Origin of the sequence: Gilliamella sp. Lep-s35, assembly GCF_009795845.1 — a bacterium.
Classification (GTDB): Bacteria; Pseudomonadota; Gammaproteobacteria; order Enterobacterales; family Orbaceae; genus Gilliamella.
This window is the reverse complement of sequence record NZ_WTEX01000004.1, coordinates 124928-144883: the sequence shown is the minus strand read 5'-3', so window position 1 is coordinate 144883 and position 19956 is coordinate 124928. Positions and strand designations below refer to the sequence as shown.

At 32.2% G+C, this 19956-nt stretch carries 21 protein-coding genes and 1 tRNA gene; 14 read left to right on the top strand and 8 right to left on the bottom strand.

Going from position 1 to position 19956, the window contains the following annotated elements:
* Positions 1-187: 187 nt before the first annotated feature.
* Both cmoB and cmoA read right to left on the bottom strand, forming a co-directional pair.
* Positions 188-1156 carry a tRNA 5-methoxyuridine(34)/uridine 5-oxyacetic acid(34) synthase CmoB gene (gene cmoB / locus GQ590_RS03235; protein ID WP_160406507.1) on the bottom strand — a complete coding sequence of 323 codons (969 nt, stop codon included), beginning with the start codon at positions 1154-1156 and terminating at the stop codon, positions 188-190.
* 36 nt (positions 1157-1192) lie between these two features.
* On the bottom strand, positions 1193-1924 hold the full coding sequence (cmoA, locus tag GQ590_RS03230) for a carboxy-S-adenosyl-L-methionine synthase CmoA (protein WP_160406505.1): 732 nt from the start codon (positions 1922-1924) through the stop codon (positions 1193-1195).
* A 124-nt stretch (positions 1925-2048) separates the two neighbouring features.
* On the opposite strand from cmoA, the gene GQ590_RS03225 reads away from it, so the two are divergent.
* Together GQ590_RS03225 and rnd are read left to right on the top strand one after the other, a co-directional pair.
* Positions 2049-3140 (top strand): metallophosphoesterase, encoded by a 1092-nt coding sequence (locus tag GQ590_RS03225; RefSeq protein WP_160406503.1) that lies wholly within the window; start codon positions 2049-2051, stop codon positions 3138-3140.
* A 28-nt stretch (positions 3141-3168) separates the two neighbouring features.
* Positions 3169-4266 carry a ribonuclease D gene (gene rnd / locus GQ590_RS03220; protein WP_160406501.1) on the top strand — a complete coding sequence of 366 codons (1098 nt, stop codon included), beginning with the start codon at positions 3169-3171 and terminating at the stop codon, positions 4264-4266.
* A 74-nt stretch (positions 4267-4340) separates the two neighbouring features.
* On the opposite strand, the gene GQ590_RS03215 is transcribed toward rnd, so the two are convergent.
* A complete protein-coding gene (locus GQ590_RS03215) occupies positions 4341-5033 on the bottom strand; it encodes a 5'-methylthioadenosine/adenosylhomocysteine nucleosidase (RefSeq protein ID WP_160406499.1) in 693 nt (230 codons plus the stop codon).
* Positions 5034-5130: 97 nt separating this feature from the next.
* On the opposite strand from GQ590_RS03215, the gene GQ590_RS03210 reads away from it, so the two are divergent.
* The 3 genes from GQ590_RS03210 to GQ590_RS03200 are packed head-to-tail and all read left to right on the top strand — an operon-like array spanning position 5131 to position 7001.
* Positions 5131-5901, top strand: coding sequence for an SDR family oxidoreductase (locus tag GQ590_RS03210; RefSeq protein ID WP_160406497.1), 771 nt, complete (start codon positions 5131-5133; stop codon positions 5899-5901).
* Positions 5902-5921: 20 nt separating this feature from the next.
* The gene (locus GQ590_RS03205; RefSeq protein WP_160406495.1) at positions 5922-6791 is read left to right on the top strand and encodes a co-chaperone YbbN; all 870 of its coding nucleotides are present in this window, start codon (positions 5922-5924) and stop codon (positions 6789-6791) included.
* A 6-nt stretch (positions 6792-6797) separates the two neighbouring features.
* Positions 6798-7001: a hypothetical protein gene (locus tag GQ590_RS03200; protein ID WP_160406493.1), complete on the top strand. Its 204-nt coding sequence runs from the start codon at positions 6798-6800 to the stop codon at positions 6999-7001.
* A gap of 43 nt (positions 7002-7044) precedes the next feature.
* On the opposite strand, the gene map is transcribed toward GQ590_RS03200, so the two are convergent.
* Positions 7045-7833 carry a type I methionyl aminopeptidase gene (gene map, locus GQ590_RS03195; RefSeq protein WP_160406490.1) on the bottom strand — a complete coding sequence of 263 codons (789 nt, stop codon included), beginning with the start codon at positions 7831-7833 and terminating at the stop codon, positions 7045-7047.
* Positions 7834-8052: 219 nt separating this feature from the next.
* Here map and rlmC point away from each other — a divergent pair, with 219 nt between their 5' ends.
* The 3 genes from rlmC to GQ590_RS03180 all read left to right on the top strand — a co-directional run bounded on the left by rlmC (position 8053) and on the right by GQ590_RS03180 (position 11796).
* Complete coding sequence (rlmC, locus tag GQ590_RS03190; RefSeq protein ID WP_160406488.1) at positions 8053-9204, top strand: 23S rRNA (uracil(747)-C(5))-methyltransferase RlmC; 1152 nt, start codon at positions 8053-8055, stop codon at positions 9202-9204.
* 242 nt (positions 9205-9446) lie between these two features.
* Complete coding sequence (gene gshA / locus GQ590_RS03185) at positions 9447-11018, top strand: glutamate--cysteine ligase (RefSeq protein ID WP_160406486.1); 1572 nt, start codon at positions 9447-9449, stop codon at positions 11016-11018.
* Entirely contained in the window at positions 11011-11796 is a 786-nt protein-coding gene (locus GQ590_RS03180; protein WP_160406484.1) for an endonuclease/exonuclease/phosphatase family protein, read from the top strand. Before gshA ends, GQ590_RS03180 begins: the two co-directional genes overlap by 8 nt.
* On the opposite strand, the gene GQ590_RS03175 is transcribed toward GQ590_RS03180, so the two are convergent.
* Genes GQ590_RS03175 through rnhA form a run of 3 tightly spaced genes read right to left on the bottom strand, consistent with a single transcriptional unit; the run spans position 11777 to position 14314 of the window.
* Complete coding sequence (locus GQ590_RS03175; protein ID WP_160406481.1) at positions 11777-13012, bottom strand: transglycosylase SLT domain-containing protein; 1236 nt, start codon at positions 13010-13012, stop codon at positions 11777-11779. The two genes, GQ590_RS03180 and GQ590_RS03175, sit on opposite strands and share 20 nt — an antisense overlap.
* A 40-nt stretch (positions 13013-13052) precedes the next feature.
* Entirely contained in the window at positions 13053-13781 is a 729-nt protein-coding gene (gene gloB / locus GQ590_RS03170) for a hydroxyacylglutathione hydrolase (protein WP_160406479.1), read from the bottom strand.
* A gap of 56 nt (positions 13782-13837) precedes the next feature.
* Complete coding sequence (rnhA, locus tag GQ590_RS03165) at positions 13838-14314, bottom strand: ribonuclease HI (protein ID WP_160406476.1); 477 nt, start codon at positions 14312-14314, stop codon at positions 13838-13840.
* Between the two features lie 194 nt (positions 14315-14508).
* Here rnhA and dnaQ point away from each other — a divergent pair, with 194 nt between their 5' ends.
* A complete protein-coding gene (dnaQ, locus tag GQ590_RS03160; protein WP_160406474.1) occupies positions 14509-15243 on the top strand; it encodes a DNA polymerase III subunit epsilon in 735 nt (244 codons plus the stop codon).
* A 117-nt stretch (positions 15244-15360) separates the two neighbouring features.
* Positions 15361-15437: transfer RNA gene (locus GQ590_RS03155), tRNA-Asp, on the top strand.
* A 49-nt stretch (positions 15438-15486) separates the two neighbouring features.
* Here GQ590_RS03155 and GQ590_RS03150 read toward each other — a convergent pair.
* Positions 15487-16092: a site-specific integrase gene (locus tag GQ590_RS03150; protein ID WP_160406472.1), complete on the bottom strand. Its 606-nt coding sequence runs from the start codon at positions 16090-16092 to the stop codon at positions 15487-15489.
* 682 nt (positions 16093-16774) lie between these two features.
* Here GQ590_RS03150 and GQ590_RS03145 point away from each other — a divergent pair.
* The 4 genes from GQ590_RS03145 to GQ590_RS03130 all read left to right on the top strand — a co-directional run bounded on the left by GQ590_RS03145 (position 16775) and on the right by GQ590_RS03130 (position 19930).
* On the top strand, positions 16775-17701 hold the full coding sequence (locus GQ590_RS03145; protein WP_160406470.1) for a hypothetical protein: 927 nt from the start codon (positions 16775-16777) through the stop codon (positions 17699-17701).
* 32 nt (positions 17702-17733) lie between these two features.
* Positions 17734-18336, top strand: a complete 603-nt coding sequence (locus tag GQ590_RS03140; protein ID WP_160406468.1) for a hypothetical protein — start codon at positions 17734-17736, stop codon at positions 18334-18336.
* An 11-nt stretch (positions 18337-18347) separates the two neighbouring features.
* Positions 18348-18917 (top strand): hypothetical protein, encoded by a 570-nt coding sequence (locus GQ590_RS03135; protein ID WP_160406466.1) that lies wholly within the window; start codon positions 18348-18350, stop codon positions 18915-18917.
* A gap of 287 nt (positions 18918-19204) precedes the next feature.
* Positions 19205-19930: a DUF3800 domain-containing protein gene (locus tag GQ590_RS03130; RefSeq protein WP_160406464.1), complete on the top strand. Its 726-nt coding sequence runs from the start codon at positions 19205-19207 to the stop codon at positions 19928-19930.
* The last annotated feature ends 26 nt before the right edge of the window (positions 19931-19956 follow it).

Here is a 19956-nt window from a genome sequence, read left to right as displayed (position 1 = left end):
TGTTCAGTTATTTTTTTCATAATTAAATCCCCTTTACTTTTATCATAGAGAATTTTCTACTTTTTTGTTGTGCTATTTTGGGGGGATGGTTACAAAATTTCTGTATTTTATCATCATGTGTTGAACCATAGATGATAAATATCGGATAACTATTTAAAATTATAGTATTTATAATTATCAATTCAGTTTATTTTTTAGCAATAAAAACTGCTCGCACTGGGGCAGGGTAACCTTCAATTGTTTTGCTTAAATCATTTGGATCTAAAAAATCAGCTAGTGAATCAGAAGTCATCCATTCAGTTTTCCTTTGTTCCTCTAAATTTGTTGGTGATATATCGACCATTTTTACGTCCGAAAATCCACATTTGCATAACCAGTTAATCATTGTTGGAACCGATGGAATAAAGTAAACATTACGCATTTGTGCATAACGTTCCCCAGGCATTAATGCTTGATGTAATTCACCATCAATGACTAAAGTTTCAAGAATTAATTGTCCACCGTCAACAAGCTGATCTTTTAATTGGTAAAGGTGATCAAGTGGCGATCTTCGATGGTATAATACCCCCATTGAAAATACAGTATCAAAGGCATTGAGTTTTGGTAGTTGTTCAATTCCGAGAGGTAATAAATGCGCTCGCTGATCATTACCTAGTAGTTTGCGAATTGCTTCAAATTGGCATAAATAAAGCGCCATAGGGTCGATGCCAACAGCGAGTTTTGCTCCTGCGCCGATCATACGCCATAAATGGTAACCGCTGTTACAACCAACATCCAAAACGGTTTTTTCTTCTAAATTATCTATATGGTTAATTAACCGTTCCCATTTCCAATCTGAGCGCCATTCAGTATCAATATCAATACCATACAAGTGAAACGGGCCTTTACGCCAAGGCATCATATTTTTTAGTAATTGGGTAATTCTTTGTTGTTCGCCGGCAGAAAGTGGTTCTTGCGCTTTTACTGTTACGCTATGCAATAAATCAATTTGATAAGGCGTAATAGATGGTAAATGCTTAATGCTATTGAGCCATTGATTAAAGCGGTTATCAATATTCTGTTTTTGCCAGTTTGCGAGTTGTGCTGGCAATACTTCAAGCCAGCTACTAAGTTTATTTTTTGCAATAATCTGGTAAAAATCACCAAAATCAATCATTGTATGTTCCTTGTCAATTACGCTTATATCAAACTGTTATTTTATGGCAATAATAGAGCCAAAATTAAAACATTGAAACCAAGTATTAATGTGGGAGAAACCAGCATCAGCAAGCCGTTTTTTATGAGTTTCAATTGTATCTGTAAGCATCACATTTTCTAGCATATTACGCTTTTGGCTGATTTCCAGTTCACTGTAGCCATTAGCTCGTTTAAAATCATGATGCATATTAAATAGCAGCTCATCGATAGTGGAATCATTAAAGCTAAATTTTTCAGATAGTACCAAAATGCCATTTGGTTTTAACGCATTATAGATATTATTTAAAACATGTTGACGATTTTCCGGGGTTAAAAATTGTAAAGTGAAATTGAGTACAACCATTGATGCATTTTGCATGTTAATATGACAAATATCATCACAAATTACATCCACAGGTATATTGGCTTTGTAGGATTCGATGTGTCGCTTACAACGCTCCACCATTGGCAAAGAGTTATCAATGGCAATTATTCGACAATTTTCTTGATTAACATTACGACGAATAGAAAGTGTTGCCGCACCCAAAGAGCAGCCTAAATCATAGATCATTGAGTTTGGCTGAACAAATCGCTTTGCCAACATGCCAATCATCGAGATAATATTTGAATAACCAGGAACAGAACGCTGAACCATATCAGGAAATACTTCGGCAACTTTTTCGTCAAAAGTCCAATCCCCCAATTTTTCGATGGGTACGCTAAATAATTGGTCTTTTTTGATATCCATAAAAGTTATTGGTACGATAAAAAATAATTCTGTTATTATATCATTTTTATATTTAATTTTTCTAATAATTATGAGCTTTGTTAATTTTGTGGTTCCTTTTATAATTATTATTATTTGTATCTTAATGGCCGTATATCTAGGTAAACGGTGGGCTTTTTGGTTTAATTTTCATTTAACAGGTTATTATAAAATCATCTATTGGGTGGTTGTTGTGAGCGCGGGGTTATCTCTTGTGTTTTCTAGGGTATTAGATGGTATTTCTAGTGATATTTGTCTATTCTTCAATGTTATTTTTGCTGTAATTCTATGTAGCATTTTTATTTTATTAATTTTTGATGCAATCTATTTACTTAGCAAAAATAAATTAAAACCTAATTTATGGCTTAAAATTATTTATATAAGCGCTGTTTTGTTACTATTTTATTGGGGCCATAAAATGGCAATCAGTCCCAAACCCGTTTATTATCAAGTAAAAATTGACAAACCAGCCCATGTTGAACATTTACGTATTGTGCAGCTTAGCGATATTCATATTAATGAATTAACGTCGACTGAATTTATTCAGCAAATGATTGATAAAGTAAACCAATTACATGCTGATTTTATTGTAATTACTGGTGATACATTAGATAAACGTTTAGCGCCTTTTATTGAACATGGTTTCGATAAGCAATTGCAACAACTAAAATCAAAATACGGCACTTATGTTATTTTTGGTAACCATGAATATTTAAATACTAGAAAACAAAATAATCGTGAAGAAGATATCATCCATGCTTTTAGACAAGCAAACATGAAAGTTCTGAAGGATGATATTGTCTATCTTGATGATGTGGGTATTACACTAATTGGGCGAGATGATTTTTCTTCAGCTCTTTATGATGTAAAAAGAGCAACATTGGACGAGCTGATGATGTTTGCAAATACAAATACACCTGTTATTTTATTAGATCACCAACCCAAAGATCTTACTGAACCAGAAAAGCTAGGTGTTGATTTAATGATTTCTGGGCATACCCATGCAGGGCAAATATTTCCTATTAATCTTATAGAAAAATTAATGTATAAAAATGCTTATGGTCTGTATCAAAATGAAGAGCATCATTTCACCAGTATAGTCAGTAGTGGATATGGATTTTGGGGACCGCCCATTCGCTTAATGACCCGTTCTGAAATTGTGGTAATTGATGTTGCATTTGAAAAGCACATACAATAAATCGACTTATCTGAATAGGAATTTAACTTTGTCTTATCAACTTATTATTAATGATGAACAGTTAGCTGATTATTGTTCTAAAATCGAAAATAGCTCGGCGATTGCATTAGATACTGAATTTGTCCGAACTCGAACCTTTTATCCTCATTTAGGACTGTTACAAATATTTAATGGCAAACATGCAGCATTAATTGACCCCATAGCAATCAATGATTGGAAGGATTTTTTAATTATCTTAAATAATCCTAAAATTGAAAAATATTTCCACTCGTGCAGTGAAGATCTCGAAGTTTTTCTTCGTTACTTCGGAATAGTACCTACATCTATTATCGATAGTCAAATATTGGCTTCATTTTTAGATAATCCACTTAGTTGCGGTTATGCTAATTTAGTAAAAAAATATTTAGGGGTAGAGCTTGATAAGAGCGAAACTCGAACAGATTGGTTAAAACGCCCATTAACTGAAAGACAATGCCAGTATGCCATAAATGATGTGTTATATCTTTTTCCCTTAATAAACATTTTAAAATCACAATTAAGCGCAAACAATTATTTACAAGCAGCTTATCAAGAGTGCCAAATGGCAGTTATGCGTAAATGTGAAGTTATGGATCCCAAAGAGGCTTATCTAAATATTAAAAACAATTGGCAACTAAAAGGTAAAAGTTTAGGACAATTATATAAATTAGCTAATTGGCGATACAAGTTGGCTAAAGAACAAGATATTGCTTTAAACTTTGTTATACATGAGGAAGTATTGTTCAAAATTGCACGTTACTTACCAACATCATTGGCTGAACTAGATAAGCTTGGTATGAAAGGAAAGGAAATTCGTTTGTATGGACAAACAATTTTAACTATTTTATCTGAACCAATACCCGACATTCCGCCTATTCTTAAGGTGAGTAGTTATCCTAATTATAAGTATATTACCGATAAATTAAAGCAGGCTGCTAAAGAACTAGCTAAGCAGACTAGACTTAATCCTGATTTGTTACTTTCTCGTCGATTAATTAATCAATATGTAAAATGGCGAGCTAGCAAAAGTGGGGATAAGCCTGAGATATTAATAGGCTGGCGAAAAGATTTATTTGAAAAATATTGTTTTGATATTGATGATGCCTAGTATTTTTATTGAGTGCAAAAACCAATCTTAAACACGATTGGCTTTTGGGGATATACGTAATTTTAGAATGTAGTTTATGCAAGTTCACTTAGCATTGATTCTACAATAAGTGATGATTGTGTGGCTGCTAATTTTAAAAATGATTGGAAATCAACAGCGGACTCATTATCACCATTATCTGAAATAGCTCGAACGACAACAAAAGGGACTTTAAATAGCCAACAAACATGACCAATAGCTGCTGCTTCCATTTCAACAGCGATTGCATCAGGAAAGGTTTGTTTTATTTTTTCCAATGTGGTTTTTCCATTGATAAATGCATCTCCACTACCAATTGATCCTTCAATCGCATTAACGCCATGCTTTTTTATACAACGTTGAGCGAGTGATTGATATTTTTGATCTGCCTTAAATGTAACAGGACAACCAGCCATTTGGCCAGGTTTGTAACCAAAAGCCGTTAAATCAACATCATGATAAAAAACATCTTTTGAAACAATAATATCACCAATATTAAGAGTGGCCGATAACCCACCAGCGGATCCCGTATTGATAACAGCGTCAACTTGATAGTTATTTAATAGTACAGTGGTGCCCGATGCAGCAGCAACTTTACCAATACCTGATTGAAGCAAAACTATGTCACATCCTGAAATTTTTCCAAGATGAAAATCATAATCTAAATGACGTTCAACTTGATAATGAGTAATTTTACTCTTTAATATGGCTACTTCTTCTTCCATTGCTGCAATAATGGCGATTTTCATAGGATCCTCTTGCTTATTTGCATAACTCGAATTTAGATGTGCTATCATAATTGTTGAGGATAAACTTGACAATATATGAATTAACGGAGCTATAAAATTGCGAACTATTTTTATTACAGGCTGTTCAAGTGGAATAGGTTTGGTGTCGGCAATTGCCTTAAAAAAACGAGGGTATCGTGTTATTGCGTCATGTCGCAAACAATCTGATCAAAAAAAACTTATTGAGCAAGGGTTTGAAACAGTTCTGCTTGATTTAGATAATCCTGATTCAGTTAACCAAGCTGCTCAAGAAGTTTTAACCTTAACGAATGGTAAATTAGATGCGTTATTTAATAATGCAGGTTTTGGTGTGTATGGGCGATTAAATACAATTAGTCGTGAGCAGTTAGAAGCACAATTTTCAACTAATTTTTTTGGTATACATCAATTAACTCAATTATTACTTCCTGCAATGCTTGAACAAAATGAAGGGCGAATTATTCAAACAAGCTCAATTGTTGGCATTATTGCTACCCCTGGTCGTGGTGCTTATTCTGCAAGTAAATATGCATTAGAAGCGTGGTCTGATGTACTAAGATTAGAATTAGCTAATACCAATATTAAAGTTAGTCTAATTGAACCAGGGCCATTAAAAACATATTTTTCAAATAATGTTAATCAAACAGAAAAAGAAAATATTGTAAAAAATCCACCTATTGCCAAACGATTTACATTACCGCCAGAAGCCGTGTTGCCTTACTTATTTCATGCGCTGGAACATAAAACCCCTAAAATACGTTACAGGGTAACAAAAATAACTAAAATTGCTGCCATTGCTAAACGTTTGCTTCCTGATAGATTAATGGATAAAATTTTAAAGAATAAATAACCATATACCTAGGACATAATATGCAAAATCAATTTATTTTTGATGTTAATGAACAAAATATTCAAGAGGTGATAGAAAGATCCTCGCAATCCCCTGTATTGTTTTATTTTTGGTCTGCAAGAAGTCCAAATTATGAAGCAATGACAAACGTATTGACAAAATTAGCTAATGAACACCATGGTCAATTTATTTTAGCTAGCCTTAATTGTGATGAAGAACAAATGCTAGCAGCTCAATTTGGTTTAAGAGCAATTCCAACTGTTTATCTTTTTCAAAATGGTCAACCTGTTGATGGTTTTCAAGGCCCACAGTCAGAAGAAACGATCAAAGAATTTTTAATAAAGTTTTTACCTAACGAAGATGAACTAAAACTTATTGAGGCAAAAAACTTATTTAATGAAGCAAAATATGAACAAGCATTACCTTTATTAAGACAAGCTTGGAAAGCGCTTACTGATCATCTTGGGAAACCAAGAACAGATATTGCTTTAATGCTAGCAAAATCACAAATAGAACAAAAACAATTAAGTGAAGCTAAAGATGTGCTTGCAACAATTCCTCTACAAGATCAAGATTCCACTTTTCATGGTTTACAAGCTGAAATCGAGTTACTTGAACAAGCAGCAAATTCACCTGAATTGCAATTATTACAAGCTGAACTAGCTAAACAACCTGATAATGTTGAACTTATGATTCAGTTATCATCTCAATTAATGCAAGTTGGACGTCATGAAGAGGCATTAGAGTTATTATTTAAACCACTTACCCAAGATCTTAATGTAGGTGAAGGGCAGGTGAAAAAAACGTTACTTGATTTACTAGCTGCTCTTGGTACAAGTAATCCGTTAGCTAGTAGTTATCGACGTAAATTGTATACTTTATTATATTAAGATTTTATGAAATTTAAACTGGAACGAATTTTTAAGCGTTTAATTATAGGTTTATTGTTTTTGCTAAGTGTAAACAGTGGGTTTGCTATTATATGTGCTTCTTATGTTCGTTCTCTAAAAAAAGATATACATAGAAGTAAAATCGATGAACAAAATAAAAAATTAGCACAAAAAAGTTCGAATATAAAAATTATTGATAGAGACTTATAAAGTTAAACGATTCAACAATAAGCTATTGTTGAATCGTTTTTGTTTAGTGTTCAATAATTCGAGGGAAGTTTTCATTACTACGCAATGTTAAGACTTCAACTCCATTATCAGTAACTAAAATAGTATGTTCATATTGAGCGGAAAGTCCATGATCTTTGGTTTTAACTGTCCAGCCATCTTTCATGGTACGAGTACGCCAATCACCCGTATTTATCATTGGTTCAATGGTAAAGGTCATTCCTGATTTTAAAATGACACCGCCATCATCAGCGTCATAATGTAAAACTTGAGGCTCATCATGATAAACCTTGCCAATACCGTGACCACAGTATTCTCTAACAGATGAAAATCCAAATTTATCAACATGTTTTTGAATGGTTTTACCAATTTCTTTTAGACGGATACCGGGTTTTATAATTCTAATTGCTTCATATAGACTTTCTTGCGCTACTTGACACAGTTTTTCACCAACGATTGTCGGTTTACCCGCTATGTACATTCTGGATGTATCACCATGATAACCATCTTTAATCACTGTTACATCAATATTCAGAATGTCACCATCTTTTATTTTTTTATCAAAACTTGGAATGCCATGACAAACCACGTCATTAATTGAAATACAGCTTGTATGTTGATAACCGCTATAGCCAATATTTGCTGGAATCGCTTTTTGAACATTAACAATATATTCATAACAGATTTTATCTAGCTCTCCAGTACTAATGCCTGGCTTAACATAGGGCTCAATCATTTCTAATACTTCAGCAGCAAGCTTTCCTGCTATGCGCATTTTTTCGATTTCTTCGGGGGTTTTTAACTTAATAGACATTAAATTTTTCCTGTAATGTTGATGGCAATATCCTATCATACAGCTGTATTTCGTCAAATCATAACAGATTATTAACTACACATTTTATTTGTATTTTTAAAATTTTTGTTAAAAAGTTTCAGGAAAGCTATGTGTTTTAGTATAAAATTTGAAACTATTTATTATATTAGTTCAATTTTTATATATAATATCTTCATTATAAAAAAGGCTTTAATCACAATGCAATGTCACTTTTATCAACAAAAAAAATGTTTGTCATGTCACTGGATAAATCATCCTTACCAGACTCAATTAGAACGGAAACAAACAGCACTGATTCAACAATTAAGTGAATTTAATCCTATAGAAGTGAAAGATCCTTTTGCTAGTAAAGAATCGGCTTTTCGAAATAAAGCCAAAATGGTGGTATTAGGCACTGTTGAAAAACCGATATTAGGTATTCAAACTGGTGATGAGGTGGTTGATCTTTGTGATTGTCCGCTCTATTCAAATAGTATGCAAAATATTCTGAAAATAGTAAGAACTTATATTAGAAAACAAGGCTTAGTACCTTACAATATTAATAAGCGAAAAGGCGAACTGAAGTTCGTTATTATTACTGAAAGTAGTTGCGATGAAACAAGTGGTTTTATGTTGCGATTTGTTTTGAGATCTCACAAATTTGTTGAAAAAATTAAGCATTCTTTTCATCAATTACAAGAAAAAATTCAAAACCTACAGGTGGTTTCAATTAATATTCAGCCTAATCATTCAGCTATTTTAGAAGGAGACGAAGAGATCGAGCTAACCCAAAACTCTTTTTTATCGATAACTTTGAATAAGGTTCCATTGTTTATAAAATCTAAAAGCTTTTTTCAAACAAATACCTATGTTGCTAGCAATCTTTACAAGACAGCAAGTGACTGGGTCACAAATTTAAATATAAAATCTATTTGGGATCTATTTTGTGGGGTAGGTGGGTTTGGTTTAAGCTGTGTTAGTCATTCAACTAAAAAAAATATTCAATTAACTGGAATTGAAATTAGCCCTGATGCAATTGAATGTGCAACCCTATCGGCAAAAAAGATTGGTTTTAAACAGCTGGTTTTCAAGTCTTTTGATGCAACACAATATGCAATAACTCAACAAAGTGTCCCTGATTTGGTTTTATTGAATCCTCCAAGACGAGGAGCAGGTAAGATACTTATAGAGTATTTAGAGCAAATGGCTCCTAATTATATTTTATATTCAAGTTGTAACTTATTTTCATTAGTTGATGATTTAACGTTATTGTCAATTTATCAAATCCAAAAAGTGCAGCTATTTGATATGTTCCCACATACTTCACATATGGAGGTGTTAGTCTTATTACAAAAAAAGACTAAAAACTAAATAAGCTAATAATAAAAACGAGAATAATACTATCTCCTATCTATGAAATAGATATTATTTAGAAGTATAATTAAAGGAAATGCTTTGCAATAAAAATGAATAGTTATAATTTGTTAAATTATCAATTTCATAAGAAAACTGCTAATTTTTATTTTAAACATTATTATAAATTAGCTCATAGGTAATACATAAATTATGCTAATATAGAAAATCAAATAACTTCATTTTAAGGAAGTATAAATATGATCCCAGATGTATCAAAAGCACTTAATTGGTTAGAAAAACACTATACCATTTTACAAGGTATTCAACGCGGTGTTGAACGTGAAACTTTACGCATTTTACCGGATGGGTCATTATCAAAAACTTCTTTTCCCTCCAAAATCGGCGCAGCATTAACGCATCCGTGGATTACCACCGATTTTGCCGAATCAATGTTAGAATTTATAACACCTGTTAATACTAATATTGATTATATGCTAACGTTTTTACGAGATTTACATCGTTATGCTAGCGTAAATATTGGTGATGAAATGATGTGGCCATTGAGCATGCCGTGTTTTGTCGCTAACGAAGATGATATTATTTTAGCGCAATATGGTTTATCAAATGAAGGGCTTTTCAAAACGGTTTATCGTGAAGGCTTAAAAAACCGTTATGGGGCAATGATGCAAACGATATCAGGAGTTCATTATAATTTTTCATTGCCTATGGCGTTTTGGCAAGCAAGAGATGGTGTCAAAAATTCTCAAGAGGGTAAAGCTGTTATTTCTGAAGGTTACTTTACATTGATTCGTAACTATTACCGATTTGGTTGGGTTATTCCTTATTTATTTGGTGCATCGCCATCAATGTGCTCTTCATTTATTCAAGATCCACAAAAAGCTAAAGACTTTATTGAACAAACAAATGGCAATTGTTATTTACCTTATGCAACATCGTTAAGATTAAGTGATATTGGGTATACTAATAACGCACAAAAACAGCTAGGTATTACCTTTAACCATTTAGATACATATGTTGAAGGATTAAAACGTGCAACACGAACAAAATCAGCTGAATTTAGTCAATTGGGCATTAAAGTTAATGGTCATTATCAACAATTAAATGATAATGTTTTACAAATAGAAAATGAGTTTTATGCGCCTATTCGCCCTAAACGAGTGCCAATGGCTCAGGAATTACCTTCTGATGCACTTTTACGAGGTGGGATTGAATATATTGAAGTTCGTGCATTAGATGTTAATCCATTTTCACCAGTAGGAATTACTGAAGAGCAAGTGCGTTTTATTGATCTATTTTTAATTTGGTGTGCATTAGCACCAGCACCTGAAATGAGTAGCCAAGAACTAGAGTGTGCTAAATTAAATTGGAATAGAGTTATTATGGAAGGTCGAAAACCTGGACTTGAAATCAGTATAGGCTGTGACAGTTATCGAGAACCTTTAGCCAAAGTTGGACATGAGTTATTTAAAGATTTATTGCGTGTAGCTGATGTTTTAGATCATAAAGATGATAAACAACAATATCGAAAAGTTTGTGAGCGATTAGATTTAATGTTTGATCAGCCTGAATTAACTTTATCAGCAAGAACACTACAAGCAATAAGTGATCTAGGTACTGCAAAATTTGGTTTAGCTTTAGCAAACCAATATAAAAAACAACTGCTGTCTGAACCTTTATCATTATTAACAGATGGTGATTTTATTCAACAGCGTAATTTATCTATTGAAAAACAAAAAAGGAAAGAGCAGGGCGATAGTTTATCTTTTGATGAATACGTAAAACAAAAATTGAACGGTAAAAATGTTTAAAAAACGGTGTTATACATTACGATATCAGGCAAGTAACGAGGTTGAGATGATTTTGCCTAATTGCCCAATATCAATAAATAAACCTTTAATTGAACAATCATCATTTTCGATTTTAGTTTGGAATATTTTTAAACAAAAAAGAGTCGATTGTATTGATATGCTCAAACAATATGCAGATAAAACTAAACTAATATTATTGCAAGAAGCCCAAACAACGACTCAATTACTTAATTTTATTTCACATTATAATAAAGTTGCAGATCATGTTCCTGCTTATTGTTTGAATGGCATTTATGCTGGCGTAATGACAATTTCTGATTCATTGCCAACCTCAATTTTTTCTTTTAAAGAAAAGGAACCATTAATTAGAGTGCCTAAATCTGCTTTGATTACTATTTATCCCATTAGTAATTCCAAACAAAAATTATTAGTCGCAAATATCCATTCTGTAAATTTTAGTATTGGTGTAAAAGTTTATAGACAGCAAATACATATGCTATTAAATCGAATAAAAGAGCATAATGGACCGGTTATTTTAGCTGGAGACTTTAATGCTTGGAGCAAGCAAAGACTGAATTTATTATATCAACTTGTTCGTTCAATTGAACTTAAACCAGTTAATTTTTCAGTTGATATCGATTTCCGAAAAAAATTTATGGGTAACCCGCTTGATTTTGTTTTTTATCGAGGGCTACAACTTGATACAGCGCAAATAATAAACACCACTGCATCAGATCATAACCCTTTATTGGTTAATTTTAAATTGGATTTGCATTAGCAAGATTAATGGTTAAGATATCACCTTCTTGAACTTTAGAATTTTTTAAATTATTCCATTGCAATATATCAGTAATTTTTACACGATAATTTTGAGCTATCGAATAAAGACTATCTCCTGCTTTAACAAGATAGGCAATCTTTTTTGCATTTTTTGGAAAAGTATTTTTATTTATAATACTGGTTTTTTGATTAAAATTTGATTTAAACTCAAATGGCATATTAGCGCTAGATGTATCTTGTAAAAGTTCTGTAATTTCATTTGCAACAAGATTTTCTTTTTTTAACTTCGTAAATAAATCTTTAGCATGAGAATAAGGAACGAGCAAATGAAAAGGACCATTTACGGTTTGTTGTACATATCCTGCATTATATGTCGTTAGCTCATCAAGTGAAAGTTTAGAATATTTAGCGATTTTGGATAATGAAATATTCTTAGATATATCAATCCTGACAAGTGAATTTTCATAACTACAATCAGGCAACTTAATGCCATATCGTTTATTATTTTTAACAATATCAATTATTGCTAGAATTTTAGGAACATAATGCATAGTTTCAGTTGGCAAATCTAGTGACCAATAATTAACAGGTAAACCTTTTGCCTGATTTTTCTCAATTGCTCTTCTGACTCGCCCTTCTCCTGCATTATAAGCTGCAAGTGTTAATAGCCAATCGCCATTAAAACGGTTATTTAAATTTTGTAATAACGAAATTGCTGAGTTAGTTGATGCAATTAGATCCCGTCGGGCATCAAACGAACTGCTTTGTTGTAATCCATACTCTTTAGCTGTGATAGGTACAAATTGCCACAATCCTGCTGCTTGTGCCGGCGATGTTGCAAGAGGATCATAAGCGCTCTCAATAAGCGGAATTAAAGCTAATTCAGTAGGTAAATTATTCTTACGAAGTTGATTAATAATGTAATAAACATAAGGCTCAGAACGCAAAGCAACTGTTTCAAATCCTTTTGGATTACGTAATAATCGTTCTCTTTCTGCTTTAATTCGGCCATTTTCAGGAATATTTACATCTATCTGATTAAGCATATATTGCCACGGGTTTTGAGTGATAGATACATAACTACCAGAATTATTTCCGTTATTAGCTGTATTTTTTGAATATTTTATTCTAACAACAGGATTATATCGTGGCCCATGGTGATGGCACGCACCTAAAAATAAACATAACACTGTAAATATTAATAACTTTTTCATTGTTTCGTAAATTTTACTCAAATTAAGGTTGGCATTATACCTAAAAAATGTCTTTTTGGCTTCTAAAAAAAACAAACAGATCTAATTCATTGTTAAATTTAAACTTATTTTGCAATTTTTGTTCATGACATCTTAAAAATAAATTAATTTGTTTTTCTTTAGACAAAATAGACGGTAATGTTATCTGTTTTTTTGAAATCAAATTTAAATAATTTTTGATATTTTTGTCATCAGGCAATATTTGTCGTGCAAATGCTAAATTTGATAAAGTATATTCATGACTTGCGCAAATTAATGTATCATCAGGTAGCTGTTTTAATTGCTTTAAAGAATCTAACATTTGTTGATAAGTACCTTCAAAAACCCTTCCACAACCAGCCGAAAACAAAGTATCACCAGAAAACAAATAGGGGCTACAATAATAAGCTAAATGCCCAAGAGTATGCCCTGGTACAACAATTACATCAAAATCAAAATCACCAATATCAACTTTATTTTGATTAATAAGATAATTAATTGGTAAATCGATCTCATTGGGGCCGTAAACATCAATGTTTTGATATTGTGCTTTTAATTCGCACACCCCACCAGTGTGATCAATATGGTGATGTGTAAGTAAAATTCCAAGGGGGGATATTTTATGTTTGTTTATATAATTAATTACAGGCTTGGCTTCACCAGGATCAATAATTATGGCTTGATTGGCTGAATTGGTTAAAATCCAAATATAATTATCTTTTAAAGCTGGAATGCAATGAAGTTGATGCATATTATTTTTACCATTATTTATGAATAGTCGATTTAAGCAAAAACCTTTTTATTTTATTAATTATCCTGCATAGATTGTTCAAATACAGTATCTTGCAAAGTAGGAGATTGAGCTTGTGTTTTGGCTATAATATCGCAACGTTCGTTTTCAATATGGCCAGCATGACCTTTGACCCAAATCCATTCAATTTTGTGAGTTTGTACGACTTGATCAAGTCTTTTCCATAAATCAACATTTTTTACAGATTTTTTGTTGGCTGTTTTCCAACCATTTTTTTTCCAACTATGGATCCAATTGATAATACCATTACGCAAATATTGGCTATCAGAATACAGTTCAATTTGGCAAGGTTGCTTTACTTGTTCTAAAGCAACAATTGCAGCTAATAATTCCATACGATTATTTGTTGTTTTAAAAAAACCTTCAGATAATATTTTTTCGGTTTGTTTATATTTTAATATAGCAGCATAGCCACCAGGACCAGGATTACCAAGACATGAACCGTCTGTATATATTTCGATTTTTTTTAACATGTGTTGAGTCTTTTATAACTATTTAGGTTTATTAATTATCTCAATTAAATGATAAGTTAACGTACTTTAATTTGTTTACCATTAATTTATAAATTTAGTCAATTTTTGGTAGATATCAACATTAAAGTGTTTTAGTGCTAGACTATATCATTAAAAATGTTTTTCCCCAATTTTTGATATAAAAAGAGAAGAAAGTGACACATAATTATACACGACAAATCGTTTTAGATACTGAAACAACTGGTATGAATCAAGATGGTAATAATCATTATGAAGGACATAAAATTATTGAAATTGGTGCGGTTGAGGTGATTAATCGCCGTTTAACAGGCAATCATTTTCACGTTTACATTAATCCAGAACGCTTAATTGATGAAGGTGCATTTAGCGTGCATGGTATCAGCGATGAGTTTGTTAAAGATAAGCCAATTTTTAAAAATATCGCACATGATTTTATTAAATTTATTGATGGTGCTGAATTAATCATTCACAACGCCTCGTTTGATGTGGGATTTATGGATTATGAATTTCGCCTTTGTGGACTAGATTTTAAAACAGCCGATCATTGTCTTGTTACTGATACCTTATCGATGGCAAGACGGTTGTTTCCTGGTAAACGTAATAATTTAGATGCATTATGCGAACGCTATCAGATAGATAATTCTCACCGAACATTGCATGGTGCTTTATTAGATGCTGAAATTTTAGCTGAAGTTTATTTGGCTATGACAGGGGGACAAACGACTTTATCTTTTAGTTCCGAGGAAAATAATTTATCCTCATCCGAACCAAATGCAATAAAAAGGATAGAGCGTAGTGGTGCACCTTTAAAAGTAATAAAAGCAACGGAATATGAACTTTCTGAACATGAGTCAGTTTTAAAAAAAATTGATAAAAAAAGTGGTGGAGCATTGTGGAATTTGAATTAATGGTTATTTTGCATTCAGTTAACCATTTATTTAAAAAAAAATTATTGACGTGAATAAAAATAATCTTTAATATCACGCCTACTTTAATGCTGTAGCATTAAAACTCTCAAACAAAGCGGAGCGGTAGTTCAGTTGGTTAGAATACCTGCCTGTCACGCAGGGGGTCGCGGGTTCGAGCCCCGTCCGTTCCGCCAATTCTTTAAGAATATCAATAGATTAAAGCACTCCGCAAAAGTGCTTTTTTTATTGCAATACTCTTTGTGTCAAATTTGTGACACTTTCTGATAACGCATTTTCCGAAGCTGCTAGCAAATGCCTAGAAGATAAGTGGGCATATCTTCTAACTGTATCAGCTTTACTCCACGCTCCTAAATCTTGTAGTGCGTGTGGATGAGTGCCATTCATTGAGTGTCTGCTTGCCCAAACATGCCTTAAATCGTGAAATCTAAGATGGGATAGGCCAGCTCTTTTACGAGCGTTTCTCCATGCTTTTGAATTAGCACGCTTTATTGGATTACCTTTGTGGGTAAAAACATTGGTTGGGTGTTTGCCTTGCAAATTTTCTAAAACATACAATGCAACGCTATTTAATGGAATACCAATCCCTTCGGTTTTTACTTTACCGCTACCGATGTTAACCCATGCATGACGATTTTTAATATCGACATTTTCCCACAAAAGGCCTGTGATATTACTCATTCTTAAACCTGTTGCTAGTGCAAAAAGAACAATAGGTATTAAATGATCAGGTAATTCATCAACAAGCCTTTTTTCCTGATTCGGTGTTAGCATAACTTGTCTTGGTGGTGGTTCTGGTAACATTTTTATAGCGGGTACTTTATCAAGCATATCATTCTCATATGCGCAATTAAGTACGCCTCTAATTTGTTGTAGTACACCGTTAACAGTTCTATTTTTTACACCTGTTTCCTGTTTTTCTTTTTTGATAAAGTTTGAGCTACTACACTCCTTTTTGTGTTATAAAATAACTCAAATGTCAGATTAAGTAAAGACTATTACAACTAAGAAGTGTAATTCAAGAAGAACAAAGACCTGGGGGGTTACTAAATCGGCGTTGGTTTTATAGATGAATTTTCATATTTTCACCCAAAAAGCTAGTCAAAAAACGTATTGATTTTATTAAGGTTTTTTCTGGTATTTTTTGAGGTTAAACTCTACACCCTTTTTTTAATCGCTTTTTTAATTCATTGAAAAATATAGATTAATTTAAGTGCTAGAAAAAAGGGTTATTTTTGGTGAAATGGTTAAATTTTAGTTAAAACAAAAGGCTATGTTTGATATAATCTAGTTTACCGCTGCATAAGCGGTTTAGAAAAAAAATGCCTTGGGTTTAGTACGATATTGCCAAATGTTTACCGCTGCATAAGCAGTTTAGAAAGAGCGTATTAGGAACGTTAACTAATTATCTCAGTTCACCGCCGAATAGGCAGACATAAACCGCTTTCGGGCGGTTTTTTATTGCACTTGGTTAATAAATTTCATACTATCTATCAAAAATTAAGGAGATGGTATGAAAAAAATATTTTTAGTTGGTTTTATTAGTTTGCTTTTGCTTGGTTGCAATGAGGATAAATCTAATTCTAGCTCAATCCCTCCCGAATGTGATTCAGAGGCAACAATAACAGGTAAGAGCTATCCTGTTTTATGGAAAAGCATTTTATACAAAAAAAATGATGGGGAAATGATTCCTATAGTTAATGAAGAGTATAAAAAAAGAACAGGAGAAACTGATTATTTATCTGTAGATTCTTCTACGAGCGTGATTGAGGAATGTGTTAATGGGGAATTTTCATATATTAGATTAACATCCCCTGATTATTTGATTGAAACTCATAAAGGATGGATTAAACAATCTGATTTAGATAAAGGTCAGAAATTGGAAGATCCATATATTAGAAGTATTGACAGCCTTGTTACATCGTACCAGTATAAACCTGACGATTTTGAGGAATTAAGAGATTTGCTTGGTAGTGATTTTGATAAAGTCAATAAATTGAGATACATTGCAGCTAAGGCGGTTGTTGATAGTGGAAAATGTGAATATGTAACTGATTCTAATATTGATGTTATGAATATGGGCGTCAAAGATAATTTAAGATTCGTTGTTGAATGTAAAAATAAGACAAGAATTTCGATAGATGAAAACACTATAAATAATGGAGGTAGCATCAAAACTCAGTTAGAACAAGCTATCCCTAAAGATTTAGCTATTGATAAATGTAATAATTTGATTAAAAGTAAAGCAAGTAAATATGGAGAGATCGATTTATACTCTTTGACGGGTACAAGTTATGACGTCAATAAAACAAATGGCAATGCAACCGTTGATGTTTATTTTGATGTAAAAAATAAATTTGGCAATAAAGAAAGTTTTAAAGCCAGATGTTTGTTTGAAAGCGGATCATGGAATGAAGAGATCGTTATAAAAAACAGATAATTATTAATCAAAGTTATTTATAGGAGAATGGTATGAAGAAATTAATTTTTATTGTAGCATCATTTTTAATAAACCCATTTGTTTTAGCTGAAACACAATATCCAGATGCTCCACTTGGATTGAAATGGGGTATGACAGTAGCAGAGTTGGAGTCTAAAGCTGGTGCCGTGTTAGACCCAACTCCAATTGATGAAAATGTATCTATATATTCTTTAAAATCTCCACCAATGACATTGCCGAAGTTTACTGAATATTTTGTATTAGTTCATAAAGATTTAGGAGCAATGAAAATTATTATGAATGAAAAAATAACATCAGATATATATGGCACCGAGGGTAAAAAAGAATATTTTAAATATAAAGAAGCATTATCGAATAAATTTGGCAAACCTAAAAATTCTTTTGAAAGTGTAGGGCTGAAGCTTTACAAAGATAGTGATGAATTTTATCAATGCTTAAAATACGATGGATGTGGTTATTATGCCTCAGTTTTTGGAAATCATTTATCTCTACAGCTAGAGGGGATAGAAAGAGGTAAAGGTAATTTAAGCATTGTCTATGAATCTGAGTTATTTACAAAATATAAAGCAGATAAAGAAAATGAGAATGAAAATAAAATTAAAAACGGATTATAGTGGGTGATTAAATGTTGAAAAATACAATTTATATTTTTTTGTTGCTTTTATTTGTAAGTGGGTGCAATAAACAATTATCAGAAGAAGACAAAGCTAAAGTGGCAACATTGAATATTGAGTTAACACAGATAAACGACGATATAAAAGCGGCTACAGGAAATTATGAACAATACAGTGGCGGATTAATAAAATCGTTAATTGCTGCGAGACTTGAAGTTCTAAAAACAAACAAAAATTTAGTTGAGCAACGGATAAATTCCATTGAATCTGGATCAGCGGTTAAAGTCGAAACGTTGGTTACAAACCCTAACCCTGAACTTGCCGAGTATTTACAAGGCGAAATACAATCAATAAAACAAGAAATTGAGATTGATAAAAATGAAGCTTCAAAATATAGCGGTGGACTGATTTTATCTATGAAGTTAATGACTATAGCCACTAAAGAACAATCATTAGCAGCGTTGCAACAAAAATATCTTACTGTCAAATATGGTTTAAGTTTTCTACCTAAAGTAGATATAGAAATACCAAAACCAATAAAAGAAAGTGATCCAAGTGTGCCTTTGGAAAATCGTTTGTAAAATTTTTCACCGCCGAGTAGGCGGTTTAGAAATGTAATAAGAAATAAAACTCAAAATCTGAAGAATCAATTTTGAAAACTTTGGCAAACTTTATGCGTTAAATAATGGAGAATTAAAAAAGTTAACAAAAATTAATTTTAATTTTGTATTGACTTGGTAATAAAAAAGCTTATTATTATTTACAAGAGCTTACAGTGCTGACTTAATTTGGCGCGTTGGAATATGATTCCAGTAGGCTTTCCTAATTATATAAGTCGCTATTGCGGCTTTTTTTTTGAGGATTTTCTATGCATCTGTTATATGTGGATGAATCTGGTCATATTTTAGATAATAGTCAAAGACATTTTGTGTTGGCTGGCATCTCTGTTCATGAGAAAAAGACTCATTGGTTAGAAAAAGATTTAAATTTAATCGCATCTAGTTTTGACCAAGATTATGATGCTATTGAGCTGCATGGTTCGCCAATGATGGCAGGAAAAGGTAGTTGGCGAAAATATTTAAAAGAAGAAAGAATTGATGTAATTAAAAAAGCATTAAACATAGTAAAAACAAATTATGGGAAAAACGTCAGGCTTTTTGCTGCTGTTATTGATAAATCAAAAGTAGAATCAGGTGATGTTTCAGAAATCGCATTCGAGCAAATATCGACTAGGTTTGATCATTTTCTCAAAAGAATTCATAATCGATATGAAGATGATCAGCGTGGAATCATGATATTTGATGAATCCTCAACAGAAAAAACCATACAATCATTATCAAAACGATTTAAACATGATGGACATACATGGGGTAAATTGAGAAAGTTTGCAGAAGTTCCCTTATTTATGGATTCTAAGTCTTCACGATTAATTCAGTTAGCGGATTTAGTCGCTTATTCCATTTTTAGAAAATACGAGAAAAATGATGATCAGTTCTTTTATATTATAGAACACTGCTTTGATTTTGATTGTGGAATAAAGCATGGGCTATATGTTCACGGACAACCTTGTAGCTCTCGCTTTGAGTGGAGGTAAAATAGTTCACCGCCGAGTAGGCAGAC

Bases quoted from the DNA above. Each gene is read 5' to 3' on its own strand.
- cmoB (WP_160406507.1), bottom strand. From the start codon at position 1,156: ATGATTGATTTTGGTGATTTTTACCAGATTATTGCAAAAAATAAACTT.
- GQ590_RS03205 (WP_160406495.1), top strand. From the start codon at position 5,922: ATGCAAAATCAATTTATTTTTGATGTTAATGAACAAAATATTCAAGAG.
- GQ590_RS03180 (WP_160406484.1), top strand. From the start codon at position 11,011: ATGTTTAAAAAACGGTGTTATACATTACGATATCAGGCAAGTAACGAG.
- gloB (WP_160406479.1), bottom strand. From the start codon at position 13,781: ATGCATCAACTTCATTGCATTCCAGCTTTAAAAGATAATTATATTTGG.
- rnhA (WP_160406476.1), bottom strand. From the start codon at position 14,314: ATGTTAAAAAAAATCGAAATATATACAGACGGTTCATGTCTTGGTAAT.
- map (WP_160406490.1), bottom strand. From the start codon at position 7,833: ATGTCTATTAAGTTAAAAACCCCCGAAGAAATCGAAAAAATGCGCATA.
- GQ590_RS03225 (WP_160406503.1), top strand. From the start codon at position 2,049: ATGGCCGTATATCTAGGTAAACGGTGGGCTTTTTGGTTTAATTTTCAT.
- GQ590_RS03150 (WP_160406472.1), bottom strand. From the start codon at position 16,092: ATGCTTGATAAAGTACCCGCTATAAAAATGTTACCAGAACCACCACCA.
- GQ590_RS03200 (WP_160406493.1), top strand. From the start codon at position 6,798: ATGAAATTTAAACTGGAACGAATTTTTAAGCGTTTAATTATAGGTTTA.
- GQ590_RS03215 (WP_160406499.1), bottom strand. From the start codon at position 5,033: ATGAAAATCGCCATTATTGCAGCAATGGAAGAAGAAGTAGCCATATTA.
- GQ590_RS03130 (WP_160406464.1), top strand. From the start codon at position 19,205: ATGCATCTGTTATATGTGGATGAATCTGGTCATATTTTAGATAATAGT.
- gshA (WP_160406486.1), top strand. From the start codon at position 9,447: ATGATCCCAGATGTATCAAAAGCACTTAATTGGTTAGAAAAACACTAT.
- cmoA (WP_160406505.1), bottom strand. From the start codon at position 1,924: ATGGATATCAAAAAAGACCAATTATTTAGCGTACCCATCGAAAAATTG.
- GQ590_RS03175 (WP_160406481.1), bottom strand. From the start codon at position 13,012: ATGAAAAAGTTATTAATATTTACAGTGTTATGTTTATTTTTAGGTGCG.
- GQ590_RS03135 (WP_160406466.1), top strand. From the start codon at position 18,348: ATGTTGAAAAATACAATTTATATTTTTTTGTTGCTTTTATTTGTAAGT.
- rlmC (WP_160406488.1), top strand. From the start codon at position 8,053: ATGCAATGTCACTTTTATCAACAAAAAAAATGTTTGTCATGTCACTGG.
- GQ590_RS03140 (WP_160406468.1), top strand. From the start codon at position 17,734: ATGAAGAAATTAATTTTTATTGTAGCATCATTTTTAATAAACCCATTT.
- GQ590_RS03145 (WP_160406470.1), top strand. From the start codon at position 16,775: ATGAAAAAAATATTTTTAGTTGGTTTTATTAGTTTGCTTTTGCTTGGT.